Annotated in this window: 13 protein-coding genes; 3 read left to right on the top strand and 10 right to left on the bottom strand. The window is 74.2% G+C overall.

The features are described 5' to 3' along the window. Positions 1 to 131: 131 nt before the first annotated feature. Genes ACVV2G_RS02150 through ACVV2G_RS02140 form a run of 3 tightly spaced genes read right to left on the bottom strand, consistent with a single transcriptional unit; the run spans position 132 to position 2,871 of the window. The gene (locus ACVV2G_RS02150) at positions 132 to 809 is read right to left on the bottom strand and encodes a response regulator (protein WP_453840806.1); all 678 of its coding nucleotides are present in this window, start codon (positions 807 to 809) and stop codon (positions 132 to 134) included. Continuing rightward, positions 806 to 2,047: a MacS family sensor histidine kinase gene (gene macS / locus ACVV2G_RS02145; protein WP_453840805.1), complete on the bottom strand. Its 1,242-nt coding sequence runs from the start codon at positions 2,045 to 2,047 to the stop codon at positions 806 to 808. The genes ACVV2G_RS02150 and macS overlap by 4 nt, the downstream gene beginning before the upstream one ends. A 38-nt stretch (positions 2,048 to 2,085) precedes the next feature. Further along, on the bottom strand, positions 2,086 to 2,871 hold the full coding sequence (locus ACVV2G_RS02140; RefSeq protein ID WP_453840984.1) for a lysophospholipid acyltransferase family protein: 786 nt from the start codon (positions 2,869 to 2,871) through the stop codon (positions 2,086 to 2,088). 206 nt (positions 2,872 to 3,077) lie between these two features. Here ACVV2G_RS02140 and ACVV2G_RS02135 point away from each other — a divergent pair, with 206 nt between their 5' ends. Together ACVV2G_RS02135 and ACVV2G_RS02130 are read left to right on the top strand one after the other, a co-directional pair. After that, positions 3,078 to 3,881, top strand: a complete 804-nt coding sequence (locus ACVV2G_RS02135; RefSeq protein ID WP_453840804.1) for an alpha/beta hydrolase — start codon at positions 3,078 to 3,080, stop codon at positions 3,879 to 3,881. Next, positions 3,874 to 4,521: a hypothetical protein gene (locus ACVV2G_RS02130; RefSeq protein WP_453840803.1), complete on the top strand. Its 648-nt coding sequence runs from the start codon at positions 3,874 to 3,876 to the stop codon at positions 4,519 to 4,521. The genes ACVV2G_RS02135 and ACVV2G_RS02130 overlap by 8 nt, the downstream gene beginning before the upstream one ends. An 18-nt stretch (positions 4,522 to 4,539) precedes the next feature. Here the strand turns inward: ACVV2G_RS02130 and ACVV2G_RS02125 are convergent, their stop codons facing one another. The 6 genes from ACVV2G_RS02125 to ACVV2G_RS02100 all read right to left on the bottom strand — a co-directional run bounded on the left by ACVV2G_RS02125 (position 4,540) and on the right by ACVV2G_RS02100 (position 9,929). Beyond that, positions 4,540 to 5,304, bottom strand: coding sequence for an endonuclease/exonuclease/phosphatase family protein (locus ACVV2G_RS02125; RefSeq protein ID WP_453840802.1), 765 nt, complete (start codon positions 5,302 to 5,304; stop codon positions 4,540 to 4,542). 182 nt (positions 5,305 to 5,486) lie between these two features. Then, positions 5,487 to 6,440 (bottom strand): ROK family glucokinase, encoded by a 954-nt coding sequence (locus ACVV2G_RS02120; RefSeq protein ID WP_453840801.1) that lies wholly within the window; start codon positions 6,438 to 6,440, stop codon positions 5,487 to 5,489. A gap of 54 nt (positions 6,441 to 6,494) precedes the next feature. Beyond that, a complete protein-coding gene (locus ACVV2G_RS02115; protein WP_453840800.1) occupies positions 6,495 to 7,049 on the bottom strand; it encodes a DUF5304 domain-containing protein in 555 nt (184 codons plus the stop codon). Positions 7,050 to 7,166: 117 nt separating this feature from the next. After that, a complete protein-coding gene (locus tag ACVV2G_RS02110; RefSeq protein WP_453840799.1) occupies positions 7,167 to 8,342 on the bottom strand; it encodes an ArsA family ATPase in 1,176 nt (391 codons plus the stop codon). Positions 8,343 to 8,584: 242 nt separating this feature from the next. Further along, positions 8,585 to 9,025, bottom strand: a complete 441-nt coding sequence (locus ACVV2G_RS02105) for an SRPBCC family protein (protein ID WP_453840798.1) — start codon at positions 9,023 to 9,025, stop codon at positions 8,585 to 8,587. Between the two features lie 148 nt (positions 9,026 to 9,173). Further along, positions 9,174 to 9,929 carry a metallophosphoesterase family protein gene (locus ACVV2G_RS02100; RefSeq protein ID WP_453840983.1) on the bottom strand — a complete coding sequence of 252 codons (756 nt, stop codon included), beginning with the start codon at positions 9,927 to 9,929 and terminating at the stop codon, positions 9,174 to 9,176. A 375-nt stretch (positions 9,930 to 10,304) separates the two neighbouring features. Here ACVV2G_RS02100 and ACVV2G_RS02095 point away from each other — a divergent pair, with 375 nt between their 5' ends. Further along, positions 10,305 to 12,101 carry an AMP-dependent synthetase/ligase gene (locus tag ACVV2G_RS02095; protein WP_453840797.1) on the top strand — a complete coding sequence of 599 codons (1,797 nt, stop codon included), beginning with the start codon at positions 10,305 to 10,307 and terminating at the stop codon, positions 12,099 to 12,101. Between the two features lie 182 nt (positions 12,102 to 12,283). On the opposite strand, the gene ACVV2G_RS02090 is transcribed toward ACVV2G_RS02095, so the two are convergent. Beyond that, a complete protein-coding gene (locus tag ACVV2G_RS02090) occupies positions 12,284 to 13,426 on the bottom strand; it encodes a glycosyltransferase family 4 protein (protein ID WP_453840796.1) in 1,143 nt (380 codons plus the stop codon). Positions 13,427 to 13,482 lie beyond the last annotated feature (56 nt).

Genomic DNA, 13,482 nt, shown 5'->3' with positions numbered 1-13,482 from the left:
GTACGGCTTCGGGTCCCCGGCCCCGCGTACGGTACGGCTTCGGGTCCCCGGCCCCCGGTCCTCGGCCGGGCCGTGGCCCCGGCGGCCGGGACGCGGACGACGTCCGTGCGGCGCGGGCCGTCCCGCGGGGGTCACGCGTCGTCCAGACCCCGCTCTATCGCGTACCGCACGAGTTCCACCCGGTTGTGCAGCTGGAGCTTGCCCAGGGTGTTCTGCACGTGGTTCTGCACGGTGCGGTGGGAGATGACGAGGCGTTCGGCGATCTGCTTGTAGCTCAGGCCCTTGGCGACCAGACGCAGCACCTCGGTCTCGCGGTCGGTGAGCCGGGGCGCTCCGGGTTCGCCGGTGGCGGCGGCGGGGGCCGGTTCGGAGGCGAGGCGGCGGTACTCGCCGAGGACCAGTCCGGCCAGGCCCGGGGTGAAGACGGGGTCGCCGAGGGCCGTGCGGCGCACCGCGTCCTGCAGCTCCCCGGTGGAGGCCGACTTCAGCAGGTATCCGGTCGCGCCGGACTTCACCGCCTCCAGCACGTCGGCGTGCTCCCCGCTCGCGGAGAGCACCAGGACGCGCAGCGACGGGTCGGCGCCGACGACCTCCTTGCAGACCTGGACGCCGGGTTTGCCGGGCAGGTTGAGGTCGAGGACGAGGACCTGGGGGGCGGCGGCCCGGGCCCGGCGCACCGCCTGGTCCCCGTCGCCGGCGGTGGCGACCACGTCGAAGCCGGACTCGGCCAGGTCCCGGGCGACCGCGTCGCGCCACATCGGGTGGTCGTCGACCACCATGACCTTGATGGGTTCCTGTCGCTCGGTCATCGGTCTGCCGCCTTCCCCCGCGTGGTGAGGGTTTCCGTGTGCGTCCTGGGTGCCTTGAGTTCGACCTCCGTGCCCTGCCCGGGCACCGAGATCAGTTCGGCCGTGCCGCCGAGGTCGCGCAGCCGGCCCCGGATCGACAGGGCCACGCCGAGCCTGCCCTCGCCCTCGGCCTCGACGAGCCGCCCCTCCGGGATGCCGGGTCCCTCGTCGCGGACGGTGACGATCACCTCGTCCGGTTCGTCCTCGACCAGGATCCAGGCGCGCGCGTCCGCGCCGACGTGCTTGCGGACGTTGTCCAGGGCGGCCCCCACGGCCGCCGCGATCTCCCGGGCGGCGTCCGGCGCCAGCAGCACCGGCGCGCCCGGTCCGGCGAGGTTCACCAGGGAGCCGGCGTACGGGGCGAGCAGGGCGCGCAGGTCGACGGGGCCGTCCGGGGCGCCTCCGTCCGGTTCCTCCACCGCCCGTACGAGCGCGCCCTCGGCGGCGTCCTCGGACACCCGGGAGACGGGCAGCAGGCCGCCGGAGACCAGGGTGCGCAGCGCCACCTCCTGCTCACCGGCCATCCGGCCCAGCTCGGCCGCCTCGCCGCCGATGACGGCGCCGCGCCGCTGCACCATCGCGAGCACCTGGAGCACGCTGTCGTGGATGTCCCGGGCGAGCCGCTCCCGCTCCCGGGTCGCCGCCTCGATCTCCAGGGCGCGGGCGAGGGTGCGCTCGGAGGCGCGGGCGACCTCGACGACGTAGCCGATGGCGATGGCGGCCACCCAGACGAGCATCACGTTGTGGACGGTGTCGCGGGCGGGGTGGCCGCGTTCCACCAGGTTGGCGACGGCGACGAGGGTGGAGGCGACGGCCGCCCAGCGCCAGCCGCCCTTGATGGCGAAGGCGAGGACCGAGCCGGCGGTCCATATCGACGGCAGGGTCGGGCCGCCGTTCATGACCCGCTCGTGCGCGTCGGCGAAGGGCGTGAGGAGGATGCCGGTCAGCGCGACGGTGAGGTCGGCGGCGAGGAACCGCTTGGTGCAGCTGGCCGCGCCCGAGACCTTGGGGAGGGTGGCCAGGGTCCAGACGAAGAGGACGGCGTAGTAGGCGACGGCGAGCCAGGGGCGCTGGAAGCCGGAGAAGGCGGTGGCGAAGAAGCCGATCGCGTACAGCATGGTGAGCACGCGGTAGCCGGCCAGCGCGCGCCACAGCGGCTGCTCGACCGACATCCTCATGACTCTCTCGCGCCTGGCCATGTCCCCCCGTTCCCGGCCCGTACGTCCCCGCGTCCGGGCTACCGGTCGCCGGACCGGTCCTGCTCGGCCGCCGCCTTCTCCTTGGCCGTCTGTTCCCTCTCCGCCTGGGCGAGCGCGGCCTTCGCCGCCTTGCCCGCCTCCTTCTCGGCCTTGGCCGCGTCCGCGAGCTGCCGTTTCATGGCGGTCGCGTACATGTCGACGTACTCCTGGCCCGAGAGCTTCATGATCTCGTACATGACCTCGTCGGTCACCGCGCGCAGGACGAAGCGGTCGTGCTCCATGCCCTGGTAGCGGGTGAAGTCCAGGGGCTCGCCGATACGGATGCCGGGGCGCATCAGCTTCGGCATCACCGTCCCGGGCGGCTGGATCTTCTCGGTGTCGATCATGGCGACCGGGATGACGGGCGCGCCGGTGGCGAGTGCCACGCGCGCGAGACCGCCCGGCTTGCCGCGGTAGAGCCGGCCGTCCGGGGAGCGCGTGCCCTCGGGGTAGATGCCGAACAGCTCGCCGCGCTCCAGGACCTCCATGCCGCTCCTGATCGCGGCCTCGCCCGCGCCGCGCGCGCCGGAGCGGTCGACCGGGAGCTGGCCGACGCCCTTGAAGAACGCGGCGGTCAGGCGGCCCTTGACGCCGGGCGTGTTGAAGTACTCGGCCTTGGCGATGAAGGTCACCTTGCGGTCGAGGACGGCCGGCAGGAAGAACGAGTCGGAGAACGAGAGGTGGTTGCTCGCCAGAATGGCGGGGCCGTCGGCCGGGATGTGCTCCAGGCCCTCCACCCAGGGCCGGAAGGCGAGCTTCAGCGAACCCCCGACGGTGACCTTCATCGCGCCGTACAACAACCGAGTGCCTCCTGTGTCTGTGGGTCAGACCTTAACCCGGTGCACCGTCAATGGCTCCGACGGCCCTGGTCGGTGTCAGTGCGGTCGCGTACGGTGAAGTACTCGCAAGTACCGCACCGCAAGTACCGCACCGCGTGGAGCGCACCCGACGTGCCGGCTGTGCCGGCCCCCTGACGACAGGAGACCGAGTCGTGCCGGTCCTGCCCGGAGCCGAGCCGTTCCGCCACGAGGGCGGGGAGGTCGGCGTCCTCCTCTGCCACGGCTTCACCGGCTCCCCGCAGTCGCTGCGCCCCTGGGCCCGGTACCTCGCCGCGCGGGGTCTGACCGTCGCGCTGCCGCTGCTGCCCGGCCACGGCACGCGCTGGGAGGACATGCAGGTCACGGGCTGGCAGGACTGGTACGCGGAGGTGGACCGCGAGCTGCGCGCCCTGCGGGAGCGCTGTGCGCGCGTCTTCGTGGCGGGGCTGTCCATGGGCGGCGCGCTGGCACTGCGGCTCGCCGCCAAGCACGGGGACGCGGTCTCGGGCGTCATGGTCGTCAACCCGGCGAACCGGATGCACGGCGTGGCCCAGCACGCCCTGCCCGTCCTGCGCCACCTGGTGCCCGCGACGAAGGGCATCGCCAGCGACATCGCCAAGCCGCTCGGCACGGAACTCGGGTACGACCGGGTGCCGCTGCACGCGGCGCACTCGCTGCGGGCCTTCTTCCGTCTCGTCGACGGCGACCTGCCGCAGGTGACCCAGCCGCTGCTGTTGCTGCGCAGTCCCCAGGACCACGTGGTGCCGCCGGCCGACTCGGCCCGCATCCTCGGCCGGGTGTCGTCGACGGACGTGACGGAGGTCCTGCTGGAACAGAGCTACCACGTGGCGACGTTGGACCACGACGCGGACCGGGTCTTCGCGCAGAGCGCTGCGTTCATCGGCCGGCTCGCGCCCGGTTCCGTCGGGGAGCCGGAGTCCGGTCTCGGCAATGAAGGGACGGCCGCAGGTGGCTGAGCACGACTCCGACCGCGAGGACCGCGAGGAGCGGGACCTGGAGCGGGAGCACCGCGAGAACCGGGAGCGCGCGCAGGACCGCGCCCCCGGGGAGCAGGGCGTGCCCCTCGACGAGGACGCCGTCTGGGCCGCGATCGTCGCCGGGTACGGGGACGAGCCGCCGGACCCGCCGGGTGCCAAGCCGTTCAAGTCGGTGGAGGACCTGGCGCTCCTGGAGCCGGAGACCAACGACGACAAGCCGGAGCCGGACGCGCCCGCCACGGACCGGCCCACGGCGGACCGGCCGGCCTCGGCCCGGCCGCTGGGCGGCTCCGTGGCGTTCGCGCCCGGTGTCGGCCCGCGCGACCACAGCCTGGCCGAGCCCTCGGAGGACGACCTCGGCGAGGACGACGAGGGCCACTTCGTGCCGCCCGAGCCGCCACCGCTGCCGGAGGGCGACACCACCGCGAAGTTCGCCTGGCTGGGCGTGCTCGGCGGGCCCGTGCTGCTTCTGCTGGCGGTGGTGCTCGGCTGGGACATGACGTGGTGGCTGGCGACCCTGAGCATCGGCGGTTTCCTCGGCGGCTTCGCCACCCTGGTCCTGCGGATGCGGACGGGCGACGAGGACGACGACGATCCGGGGCGGGGCGCGGTGGTCTAGGAGCGCCGGTCGTCCGGATCAGTTCGCGGACGCGGGTACCCGGAGGCCGGTCAGGACCGGGAGGTGGTCCGTGGCCGCCCTCAGGTCGTCCTCGGCCACCCCGGGGAGCCCGAGGGGCACGCCGCAGCCCAGTACCTCGATGCCCTCCGTGACGAAGACCGCGTCGATGCGCCGGTCCGGCCCGGTGGCGGGGAAGGTGTACTCGCGGCCCCAGGGCTCGGCCGTCCAGCAGTCCCGCAGCCCGTCGCCGAGCCGCCGGAAGGTGCGGCCGCCGGGGCGCTCGTTGAGGTCGCCGCCCGCCACGGCGTGCGTCACGCCCAGCGCGGCCAGCCGGTCGAGGAGCAGGCCGGCCTGCTCGTACCGCTCGTCCGCCCGCAACGACAGGTGGCAGCTCAGGACGCCGAGGCGGGCGGCGCCGATCCGGACCACGGCGGTGGCGAGGCCGCGGCGGTGCTGACCGGGGGTGAGCGGGAGCAGTACGTCCTCCGTGCGCTCGACGGTGGCGCGCAGCGAGCACAGCAGCGCGGGACCGGCCGCGGTGGCGCCGCCGGTGAGGAGGACCAGCCCGGACGCGGCGGCGAGCCGGGTGAGCTTCTTGCGCCAGCGGAAGAGGCGGGGGGCTTCCTGGAGGAGGACGAGGTCGGGGGCGCAGCCGGCGATCACGCGGGCGAGGGCGTCGGTGTCGTCGCGCATCGAGCGGATGTTGTAGCTGAGGATCCGGACGACGGCCGAACCGTCGGGCTCGGTGCGGGAGTTGGGGAGCGGCTGGAGGGACGTTGCCATGCGGCCAATTTACGGGACCGGGCGCCGGGGCACGCCGAGGCGCGGGGGCGGGGTGCGGGGTCTGCGGGCGTCCGGCTGACGGTCCGGCTGACACGCCCGCGCGGCGGAGCCGATGCCGGCTCCGCCGCGCGGGCGTTGGGCGTGTGGGCGTTGGGCGTGTGGCTGTCGGAGCGCCCGTACGGTCAGATGATCGGGCCGGGTTCCCTGGCCAGGTCGGCCGCGCCCACGAGGCCGGCCTTGTTGCCGAGCTGGGCGGCGATCACGTCGGCGACGGGGCGCCAGTTGCCGCCGACCAGCCACCGCTTGTAGGACTTGCGGATCGGGTCGAGGACCAGGTCGCCCTCGTCGGAGAGGCCGCCGCCGACGATGAAGGCCGACGGGTCGAAGAGCGAGGCCAGGTCGGCGAGGCCGGCGCCCGCCCAGCGGGCCAGCTCCCGGTAGGAGTCGACGGCGACCGGGCAGCCCTGCCGGGCGGCGACCGAGATGTGCTTGCCCTCGATGCCGTCGGGGGTGCCGTCGCCGAGCGCGAGCAGCACCTCGGCGCGCTCGGGGGTGGCGTTGGCGCGCTGCTTGGCGTACCGCACCAGGGCGCGGCCGGAGGCGTACTGCTCCCAGCAGCCCTGCGAGCCGCAGCCGCACAGCAGGCCGTCCGGAACCATGCGGATGTGGCCGAACTCGGCGGCGACACCGAAGTGGCCGCGGCGCAGCTTGTTGCCGATGATGATGCCGCCGCCGAGGCCGGTGCCGAGCGTGATGCAGATGACGTTGCGGTGGCCCTTGCCCGCACCGAACTTGTACTCGCCCCAGGCCGCGGCGTTGGCGTCGTTCTCCACGACGACCGGGAGGCCCACACGGGCCTCGACCTTCTCCTTGAGCGGTTCGTTGCGCCAGTCGATGTTGGGCGCGAAGTAGACCTCGGAGCGCTGGCGGTTGACGTAGCCCGCGGCTCCGATGCCCACGCCGACGATCTCGTGCCCGGCGCGTGCGCCCTCCACCGCGGAGGCGATGGCGTCCACGATGCCCTCGGGTGTGCCCGGGGTCGGCACCTTGTGGGTCGAGAGGATGTTGCCTTCCTCGTCGACCACGCCGGCCGCGATCTTCGTGCCGCCGATGTCGACGCCGATGGTGAGTCCCATGAATCCCTCAGTTCGGTCGAGCCCCGCTAAGGCCAACCGTACCCGAGGGGAGGGTCAGTCCAGGTCGATCCGCCGGCCGGGACCGGTGCCCTCGTCACCGTCGTCGCGGCCGTCGGCGCGGCGTTCGTCCTGGTCACGCGGATCACGGCCATCCGCGGCTCCGGGGTCTCCGGCGTCTCCGGGGTCTCCGGCGGTCCAGCGGCGCTCCTGGTTCTGGACCGCGGAGCGGTAGGCGGCGAGGAGTTCACCGCCGGCGGCCGCGAGGTGGTCGAAGACGTCCGGGTTGCGCTCGATGACCGGTTCGACGGCGGTCTTGGCCTGCTGCACCACCTGCCGGACCACCTGCTGGGCGGCGGGTCCGGCGACCTGGCCGAGCAGGGGGGACTGGAGGCCGGACAGCTTGTCCGCGACGGTGTCGACGAGCCGGCGCAGCTCCTCGGCGGCCGAGCCGGGCGGCGGCCCGTACTCGGCGCGGCGGCGGGTCTTCTCCGCCTCCAGGTCCTCGGCGCACGCCCTCTCCCAGGCGTCGGCGTCGGTCACCCGCACCTCGTCGACCGCGTCGGCCTCGTCGGGGCGAGCGCCCTCGGGCTGGGGGAGGTCTTCGCTCATGACGGACTCCTGACTACGGTTCGTCCCTACGACGTTACCCGAACGGCCCCGGGGACCGCCCCGGGACGCAGCCGGCCCCCCGCCACCCCCGGTCGGCGAGGCGGCGGGACGGTGGGTTCAGCGGCCCTGCGGCCACAGTCGCGGGTCCGGGGCGAAGCGGACGGCGAGTGTGCCCTCCCGCAGGGCGGCGCCGTCGACGGTGCAGCGGCGCAGCGCGGACGGCAGCGGGACGACCCGGCGAAACGGCCCGGCGGTGACGACCAGTTCGTCGCCGCGGCGCACCAGGTCCAGTTCGTCGCGTATGGCACCGGGCAGCGGGATGTGCCAGACCAGCACGCCGTCCGCGGCCAGCCGGTCGGTGACGGGCCACTCGACCGCGGAGGCGTCCGGGGTGGCGCCCGGCGCGGCGAGCGCGGCGAGGTCGTCCGCGCCCCGCGGGTCGTGCCCCAGGTGGGCGAGGGTGTGGACGTCGTACGTGCCCCGCCATTCCTCCAGGGTCTTGCGCTGCTGGGCGACGGGGCCGGCCAGCCAGCAGCCCCCGGGGGCGGCGTCCTCGGGCAGGACGCGGTTGGCGACCAGCAGGTCGGGGCGCAGCCCGCGCAGGGCGAGGCCGAGGGTGGCGGCGCGGACGGCGTCGTCACCGGCCGGGCCGGGCTCCGCGACCAGTCGTACGACGGTGGTCCGGTCGGCGACGACGGCCTCGGCGGCGGCGAGTTCCAGGTCCCAGCGGGCGGCGGCCTCGTACAGCGCCTCGGTGGGCATGGGGACCCCGGCGAGCCGGCCGAGGACCGGGCGCAGGGCGCGGGCCGCCTGCCGCTCGGCCGGGAGCAGGCGGCGCAGGTAGCGGCGGAGTTCCTCGGGCAGGGCGAGCAGGGCGAGGGCGCGCGGCGCGGGCGGGAGGTCGACGACGAGGAGGTCGTGGGCCTCGGCGAGGGCGGCGTCGCGCAGGGCGCGGAGCAGGGCGAGTTCGTCGGCTCCGGGGAGCGGGGTGAGTTCCTCGGGGTCGAGGCGGATGGCGCCGAGGAGGTCGAGGGCGGAGGCGGCGCGGTCCTGGAGGGCGGCGAGACCGTCCCGGAACCCCTGGTCGGCGTCGGGCCGCCAGGCGGTGAGGCGGGGCTCGACACCGACCGGTGCCGGACCCGTGCGCACGCCGAGCACGGCACCGAGGGTGTCGTCGCGGTCGGCGCCGAGGAGCAGGGTGCGGGCGCCCGCCCGGGCGGCGGCGAGCGCGGTGGCGGCCGCGACGGTGGTACGGCCACTGCCGCCGGGCCCCGTGATCAGGAGGGTGCGCATGAGGCTGAACGGTACCTTCGCGCACGGTCCGGACACCGCCCGCGCCCTCGCGGCGGCCGTGGCCGACGGGGTTGGTGGGCGACGCACGGGCCCCGGACGGCGGGGCAGTGGGCGATGTGCGGGCGCCGGGCGGCGGGACGACGGGCGACGTGCGGGCGGGCGGCCGGACGACGTGCGGGCCCCGGACTGCGGGGCAGTGGGCGATGTGCGGGCGCCGGGCGGCGGGACCGGGGCGCGGGAGACTACCGCGCGCCCGACTCCACCCGCTTCTTCAGTCCCGCCAGCGCCCGGTCGGTGATGACCTTCTCGGCCTTGCGCTTGATCATGCCGAGCATCGGGATCTTGACGTCGACCGTGAGCCGGTAGGTGACCTCCGTGCCCGCACCCGCCGGCCTGAGCAGGTAGGACCCGTCCAGGGAACGCAGCATCTGGGACTTGACCAGGGTCCAGGACACCTCGTGCTCGCCGGTCCAGGTGTACCCCAGCGTCTGGTCGTCCTTGATGGCCCCGGCGTCCATGACGAGCCGCACCTGCTCGGCCCGCCCCCGCGCGTCGGTGGCGAGGACCTCGGCCTCCTTCACCTCTCCGGTCCAGTCCGGATAGCGGGCGAAGTCGGCGATCACCGCCATGACGTCGGCCGGTGCCGCCTCGATGGTGATGCTCGAGCTGGTGTGTTCCGCCATCGCCGTGGCTCCTCCGGATGCGGGCCGCTACTGAGGTCGTCGTGCGCCCGTGACGCGCACGTGTGCCGCGTGAAGGCTATCGCGCACGGGACCGGCGATCGTCACCACCTGCCCGCGCGGGTCCGGCCACCCGGGCACCGCCCCGTGCTCACCACTCCAGCGCCCACGGCTTCCCGGTCGACGCGAAGTGCCCGACGTTCACGCACTCGGTCGCCCCGATCCGCATCCGCCGCGCCAGCGGCTGGTGCACGTGCCCGAACAGCGCGTACCGGGGACGGGTGCGGCGGATCACGTCCAGCAGCGCCCGGCTGCCCCGTTCGAAGCGCCGCGCCACCGTGTCGTAGACGAGGTCCGGAACGTCCGGCGGGATGTGCGTGCACAGCACGTCCACCTCGCCGACCGCCTCCAGCTTCGCGGCGTACTCCTCGTCGCCGATCTCGTACGGCGTGCGCATCGGCGTGCGCAGACCGCCGCCGACGAAGCCGAAGACCCGGCCGCCGATCTCCGCCCGCTCCCCGTCGAGCACGGTGGTGCCGGGGCCGGCGTACTCGGGCCACAGGGGCGGCATGTCGACGTTGCCGTAGGTGGCGTACGTCGGCGTGGGGAACGCGGCGAACATCTCGGCGTACTGCTTGCGCACCGCGCGCTCGATCAGCTCCCGCCGGTCCCCGCCGGCGCCCGCCCACAGCCGGGCCCCGAACTCCCGCGCCTCGGTGAAGCGGCGGGCGGTGCGCAGTTCGACGATGCGGTCGGCGTTCTCGACGCCGAACAGGTCGGGGAAGATGCCGCGCGAGTGGTCGGCGTAGTCGAGGAAGAGGACCAGGTCGCCGAGGCAGATCAGGGCGTCCGCGCCCTCACCGGCCCTGGCCAGGTCGCGGGCGTTGCCGTGGACGTCACTGATCACGTGGACGCGGGTCCTCGTACTGCCGGGCGGTGTGGGTGCCATGACGATCAAGCGTAAGCAGCGCGGGCCTCTTGTGAACAGTGGCGGCCGGACCTGCGGTTACTGGCTGGTCGGTTGATCCGTCGACTACTCTGCGCGAAGGAAACCCCGTCCGTGTGACGCAGCGAACATCTCGCGGGGCCCCCTGTCGGAGAAGCCATACCGGCGGGTAACGTCCGGGCAGTCCAGTCGTGCTCTGGATTTCACCCTGTGCGTCGACACGCGCTTCGGCCTGTGGGACCGCGGGTGGACTCCACGAGCACTTGCCCGAGCCTTGGACCGCACCGTCGCATCACACAGTGTCGTGGCGCCGGCGCCCTATGAGGAGCAGCAGTCTTGCGCGAGTTCAGCCTTCCGGCTTTGTACGAGGTCCCTGCGGACGGAAACCTGACCGACATCGTCCGCAGAAACGCCGCGCAGCACCCGGACGTCGCCGTCATCTCGCGCAAGGTGGCCGGCGCGTGGCAGGACGTGACCGCCCGCGCCTTCCTCGCCGAGGTCCAGGCCGCCGCCAAGGGTCTCATCGCCTCCGGGGTCCAGCCTGGCGACCGGGTCGGCCTGATGTCCCGGACCCGCTACGAGTGGACTTTGCTGGACTTCGCGATCTGGAGCGCGGGCGCGATCACCGTGCCGGTGTACGAGACCAGCTCGCCCGAGCAGGTGCAGTGGATCCTCGGCGACTCGGGCGCGACCGCGTGCGTCGTGGAGTCCGCCGCGAACGCCGCCTCCGTCGAGGAGGTGCGCGAGCAGCTGCCCGCCCTCAAGCACGTCTGGCAGATCGACGCCGGGGCCGTGGAGGAACTGGGGCGCCTCGGACAGGACGTCACCGACCGGGCCGTCGAGGAGCGCGGCTCGATCGCCAAGGCCGACGACCCCGCGACCATCGTCTACACCTCCGGCACCACCGGCCGCCCCAAGGGCTGTGTGCTCACCCACCGCAGCTTCTTCGCCGAGTGCGGCAACGTCGTCGAGCGGCTGCGCCCGCTGTTCCGCACGGGCGAGTGCTCCGTCCTCCTCTTCCTCCCGCTCGCGCACGTCTTCGGCCGCCTGGTCCAGGTCGCGCCGATGATCGCGCCGATCAAGCTGGGCTGCGTCCCGGACGTCAAGAACCTCACCGACGAGCTGGCCGCCTTCCGGCCGACGCTGATCCTCGGCGTGCCGCGCGTCTTCGAGAAGGTCTACAACTCGGCGCGTGCCAAGGCGCAGGCCGACGGCAAGGGCGGGATCTTCGACAGGGCCGCCGACACGGCGATCGCGTACAGCAAGGCGCTGGACTCCCCGGCGGGGCCGTCCCTCGGCCTCAGGATCAGGCACAGGGTGTTCGACAAGCTCGTCTACGGCAAGCTCCGCACGGTCCTCGGCGGGCGCGGCGAGTACGCCATCTCGGGCGGCGCCCCCCTCGGCGAGCGCCTCGGTCACTTCTTCCGCGGCATCGGCTTCACGGTGCTGGAGGGCTACGGCCTGACCGAGTCCTGCGCGGCCACCGCCTTCAACCCGTGGGACCGGCAGAAGATCGGCACGGTCGGTCAGCCGCTGCCCGGTTCCGTGGTGCGCATCGCGGACGACGGCGAGGTGCTGCTGCACGGCGAGCACCTGTTCAAGGAGTACTGGAACAACCCGGGCGCGACCGCCGAGGCGCTGGCCGACGGCTGGTTCCACACCGGCGACATCGGCACCCTCGACGAGGACGGGTACCTGCGCATCACCGGCCGCAAGAAGGAGATCATCGTCACCGCCGGCGGCAAGAACGTCGCCCCGGCCGTGATCGAGGACCGCATCCGCGCGCACGCGCTGGTCGCGGAGTGCATGGTGGTCGGCGACGGGCGGCCGTTCGTGGGCGCGCTGGTCACCATCGACGAGGAGTTCCTCGGCCGTTGGTGCGCGGACCACGGCAAGCCCGCCGGTTCGACGGCCGCGTCGCTGCTGGAGGACGCGGACCTGCTCGCCGCCGTCCAGTCGGCCGTCGACGACGGCAACTCGGCGGTGTCCAAGGCGGAGTCGGTGCGGAGGTTCCGGGTCCTCGGCGCGCAGTTCTCCGAGGAGTCGGGGCACCTGACGCCTTCGCTGAAGCTGAAGCGGAACGTGGTGGCGAGGGACTACGCGCAGGAGATCGAGGCGATCTACGCCAAGTAGGGGGCGGGGGGCGCCCCGTGGAGCGCCCCCGGTATCGCCGTGGGCGGGTGCGGGCCCCCCGGTATCGCCGTGGGCGGGTGCGGGCCCGTCGTGGCGGCGCGCCCGCGCGGCGGAGCCGCACAGGTGCCCGCCCCGCGCCCCCGGACGGCGTGCCGTCCCCGGCCTTCCAGCGGCTTCCCGCGTTACAGCAGCGCCTTCAGGCGCTCCGCCAGCAGGTCCCAGCGCCATTTCTCCTCGACCCACGCCCGGCCGCGCTCGCCCATCCTGCGGCGCAGCTCCGGGTCGCCCAGGAGCGTGACGACGCGGTCGGCTGCCTCGTCCTCGGCTCCGCCGCGCACCACCCAGCCGGTCTCCGCGTCCAGTACGGCGTCGGGCGCGCCGCCGGAGTCGCCGGCGACGACGGGCAGGCCGGTCGCGGAGGCCTCCAGGTAGACGATGCCGAGCCCCTCCACGTCGAGCCCGCCCCGCCGGGTCCGGCACGGCATGGCGAAGACGTCCCCGGCGCCGTAGTGCGCGGGCAGCTCGGACCAGGGCACGGCGCCAGTGAAGCGGACGGAGGCGGCCACGCCGGTCTCCCGGGCGAGCCGGCGCAGCTCCTTCTCGTGGGGTCCGCCGCCGACGATCAGCAGGACGGCGTCCGGCTGGGCGGCCAGGACGCGCGGCATCGCCCGGATCAGCGTGTCCTGGCCCTTGCGCGGCACCAGCCGGGAGACGCACACCACGACGGGCCGCTCGGTCAGCCCGAGCCGGGCCCGCACCTCGTCACCGCCGCTGCCCGGGTGGAAGGTCTTCTCGTCGACGCCGGGCGGCAGCTGCACCATCCGGGCGGCGGCTTCGGGGGTGAGCGCGCCCGCGATCCGCGAGCGCGTGTACTCCCCGAGGTAGGTGATCGTGTCGGTCGTCTCCCCGATCCGGCGCAGCAGTTGCCGGGCGGCGGGCAGCTGGGCCCATCCGGCCTCGTGGCCATGGGTGGTGGCGACGAGCCGCTCGGCCCCCGCCCTGCGCAGCGCCGGCGCCATCAGCCCGAGGGGCGCCGCCGCCCCGAACCACACCGACGTGCACCCGTGCTCACGCAGCAGCCCGGCCGCCCGCCGGGTCGCGCCCGGCGTCGGCAGCAGCATCGTCGTACGGTCCCGTACGACGGTGAAGGGCTGCTCGGCGTCGAAGGCGGCGGTGGCCTCGGCGCCCTCGCGGCCCCGCTTCCAGGTGGAGGCGTAGACGACCAGCCGCTCGGGGTCCAGCCGCAGCGCCATGTTGTGCAGGAAGGCCTGGATACCGCCCGGGCGGGGCGGGAAGTCGTTGGTCACGATCAAGGTCTTGCGCACGCCGCCGACCCTACCGAACCCTCCGCGCGGGGCGGGGCCCGGCCGCCTCCTGTGGC

It is taken from the genome of Streptomyces sp. JK94, assembly GCF_053613315.1.
This window is presented reverse-complemented; position numbering and strand designations above follow the sequence as displayed.

Excerpts from the sequence above, each read along its gene's own strand:
- ACVV2G_RS02115 (WP_453840800.1), bottom strand. The coding sequence starts at position 7,049 with ATGAGCGAAGACCTCCCCCAGCCCGAGGGCGCTCGCCCCGACGAGGCC.
- ACVV2G_RS02125 (WP_453840802.1), bottom strand. The coding sequence starts at position 5,304 with ATGGCAACGTCCCTCCAGCCGCTCCCCAACTCCCGCACCGAGCCCGAC.
- ACVV2G_RS02140 (WP_453840984.1), bottom strand. The coding sequence starts at position 2,871 with ATGAAGGTCACCGTCGGGGGTTCGCTGAAGCTCGCCTTCCGGCCCTGG.
- ACVV2G_RS02105 (WP_453840798.1), bottom strand. The coding sequence starts at position 9,025 with ATGGCGGAACACACCAGCTCGAGCATCACCATCGAGGCGGCACCGGCC.
- ACVV2G_RS02150 (WP_453840806.1), bottom strand. The coding sequence starts at position 809 with ATGACCGAGCGACAGGAACCCATCAAGGTCATGGTGGTCGACGACCAC.
- macS (WP_453840805.1), bottom strand. The coding sequence starts at position 2,047 with ATGGCCAGGCGCGAGAGAGTCATGAGGATGTCGGTCGAGCAGCCGCTG.
- ACVV2G_RS02120 (WP_453840801.1), bottom strand. The coding sequence starts at position 6,440 with ATGGGACTCACCATCGGCGTCGACATCGGCGGCACGAAGATCGCGGCC.
- ACVV2G_RS02110 (WP_453840799.1), bottom strand. The coding sequence starts at position 8,342 with ATGCGCACCCTCCTGATCACGGGGCCCGGCGGCAGTGGCCGTACCACC.